The sequence below is a fragment of the Streptosporangium sp. NPDC003464 genome (assembly GCF_053588315.1).
This window is the reverse complement of record NZ_JBSFPS010000493.1, coordinates 1-2,871: the sequence shown is the minus strand read 5'-3', so window position 1 is coordinate 2,871 and position 2,871 is coordinate 1. Positions and strand designations below refer to the sequence as shown.

The following is a 2,871-nucleotide window of genomic DNA, read 5'->3' as shown; positions in this document are numbered from 1 at the left end:
GACTTGATCGCAGCAGCCCAGAACATCGAAGCCATGTACACCCAGTGGCGGCCCCTGGAAACCGCGCCCTGGCCGCATCTCCTGCCTCCCCCGTCCACCGGGCGAGGTTGGCCCGATCGGTCAGCGTCTGCGGATGTTCAGGACCCGACACCCGCTCACGCACCGGCAGCAGCGCCGCAAACTGATCCCGCGCACCGACCGCATCCCCCGCCCGTCCCGTCCAGAACGCCAGGTTGGCCCGGGCGGTCAGCGTCTGCGGATGTTCAGGTCCGCGGGTGTGGTGCAGCACGGTGTAGCGGCGGTGCTGCAGGGCTTGGGCGGAGCGGTAGTCGCCGCTGGCATCCAAGTAAGTGAGGATCGTGCCCATGGTGTCGGAGCCGGCGTCCAGGACAGCTTGGGCGTGTGGCAGCAGCCGAGCGTAGAGCGGCCAGGAGGAGATGCGCTCGGGGTCGCCGGGCAGGGCGGCCTGTAGCAGGTCGGCGGCGGCGGCGCGGGTGATGGTACGGGCGTCGTCGGGCAGGGCGGCCAGGGTGACGGCCTGGACCAGGCGGTGGACGCTCACCGCCCGCCCGTCCCGCGACCGATTGATCATGCTGTAGGAGGCCAGCACGCCCAGGGCGTCGGCGATCACGGCCGCATCCGCGCCCTCGAACCCGGTCAGCACCTCACACGGCAGGTCGTCGGGGGCGTAGCAGGCCAGCGCCCGCAGCAGCCGCATCGCCCGTGGGTCGATCTGCTCGATCCGCGCACATGTCACCTGCCACACCCGGGCGACGACGCGGTCGGTCGCTGTGTCGCGGCGCGGGTCGGCGCTCAGCGCCCGCACCGGGGTGGTGCGCAGCAGGCCCAGATAGGTGGCCGGATCCATGCCGGGGGTGGCGGCGATGTAGGCGCCGGCCTGCTTGAGGGCCAGTGGCAGCTCCCCCAGCTCCGCCGCCAGCTCCCCGGCCGACGCCCGGTCGACCGTGGTCTCGGCGCCGATCACCGCCAGCAGCAGCTGCACCGCCTCGGCCTGCGGCAGCACGCCCAGTTGCAGCACCTCGCCAACGTCCTGCCAGCCGACGGCCCGGCGACTGGTGACCAGCACGTGCCCGGCTCTCAGGCGGCCGAGACAGGGCTGCAGGTCCTCGGCGTCCCCGGCGTTGTCGAAGACCACCAGCCAGTCGTCATGGGCGGCCAGCCAGGCCAGCGCCCACGCCTCGGCCTCCTCGGCCGGAGCCTGGGCCGCGGCGTTGGAGGCCACGCCGGCACACAACGCCCGGCCGAGCTCGGCCAGCCCGGCCTGGATCTGCTCCGGGGTTTCGGCGGTGATCCACCACACCAGCCGGTAGGCGTCCCGGTGCCGGTGGGCGTACTGCAGGGCCAGCTCGCTCTTGCCGATCCCGCCCAGCCCGACCACCGCTTGAGTGATCACCCCGGGGCCGGAGCGCAGCGCCGGCTCCAGCCGCTCCAGCTGCTCCTGTCGGCCGACGAACACTCCCGCCGGGCGGCGCGGCAGCCCGGCCAGCCCGGCCGTCGGCACCTCCACCGCGCCGATGGGCGGCAGCGGTGGCCGCATCTGGGCGGCCGTCGTGGTGATCGTGGCCCCGTCGCCCGTGATGAGCATTCCGGCGGTGAGGTCGCCGGCCACGGCCACAGCCCGCTCTCCACCGGCCGCGGCGCCGCCCGGGCCGGCTGTCGTGCCACCGGAGACCTGCCCGACGACCATGCCGCCCGACATCGCCCCGCCGACCACCGGCGACCCCGGCCCGGAGGAGGAGACAGCAGGCGCGGCGGGCGCATCGGACGATGGCGGGGGCTGCTGGCGCAGCAGGCCCACCCCGGCCACCGCCAGGCCCGCGATGCCGACGAACAGGCTGAGCACGCTGGCCCGCTTGTCCAGCACGTCCAGCACCGCATCCGGCAGGTGCAGCGGATCGGCGAAGAACCCCACCAGCCCGATGGCCAGTGCCAGCACCGATACGGCCACGACCACGGCCGCCACCACCCGGCGCCGATGGTGTCGAACCGGCGTCGGTGGCACGCTCGCGGGCTGGGAGGAGGAGGGGGAAGTCGACACCCTTCCAAGATTGCCGTCTACGGTCGATAGCGCGCCAAGGTGTCACGAACCCGTTACCAGCTGATCTTCTCCCAACGAGCTTGTCCCGGACCGGCCAGTTCTCTGCGGAAGCCCCTGGGCATCGTCAGAGGGGCAGACCAAGTAAGCCGGAAAGGGGGGCAGACCAAGTACGGGAGAAAGGGGCAACGGCGGTGGGCACACCGGACAGAATTGACGCACTGTCCGGTATAAGACTTGGGGCCGCCTCCGGTCTGCGGCCTGCGGCCTGCGGTCAGTTCTCCCCTACCGGGTCGCGGTCTGCCTCGTCTCGGATCAGACGGCCGGTTCCCTCTGGGGTCGTCTCCAGCCCCCATCCGTCCGGCCACACATGAGCGGCCCCAGGATCGACCACCACAGCTCCACTCAGCCCAGGGCGCTTGGTGAAGGTTGCTCCGTCGAATCGGGCGTCCTCGGTGAAGGTCGCCGCGTTGAACCGGGTGAGCCCGGTGAAGGTCGTCTTGTCGAAGACGGCGTCGGTGACATGGCTGTCGGCCAGATCCAGGTCGATGAGGGTGGCGCCGGTCAGGTCCAGGCTCATCCCCTCCCAGAAGGCCGGTGCGGCCGGGAGTGTGGAGCGCTGGTCGGCGGGGCGGTCGTCACGCAGGTGGGCGGCCAGGATGCGCTGGGCGGTCAGCCGCACCTGCAGCTCGCCCTCCCGGTTGCCGCTCTCCTGTTGTGCAGGAGGATGAGGTCGCCGTCGGGGCTGATGGCCCAGGCGGAGGCGACGGTGAAGTCTGCGGAGGTGCGCTTACTGGCGGCGAGGTCGACGGTGA

At 72.1% G+C, this 2,871-nt stretch carries 2 protein-coding genes; both read right to left on the bottom strand.

Features of this window, described 5'->3' with window-relative positions; all coding sequences use genetic code 11:
• Positions 1-1,975, bottom strand: a 1,975-nt coding sequence (locus ACWDS7_RS47710) for a DUF7779 domain-containing protein (protein ID WP_451934707.1), incomplete at its 3' end; no start/stop codon positions are given.
• A gap of 355 nt (positions 1,976-2,330) precedes the next feature.
• Complete coding sequence (locus tag ACWDS7_RS47705) at positions 2,331-2,738, bottom strand: pentapeptide repeat-containing protein (RefSeq protein WP_451934706.1); 408 nt, start codon at positions 2,736-2,738, stop codon at positions 2,331-2,333.
• Positions 2,739-2,871: the final 133 nt, after the last annotated feature.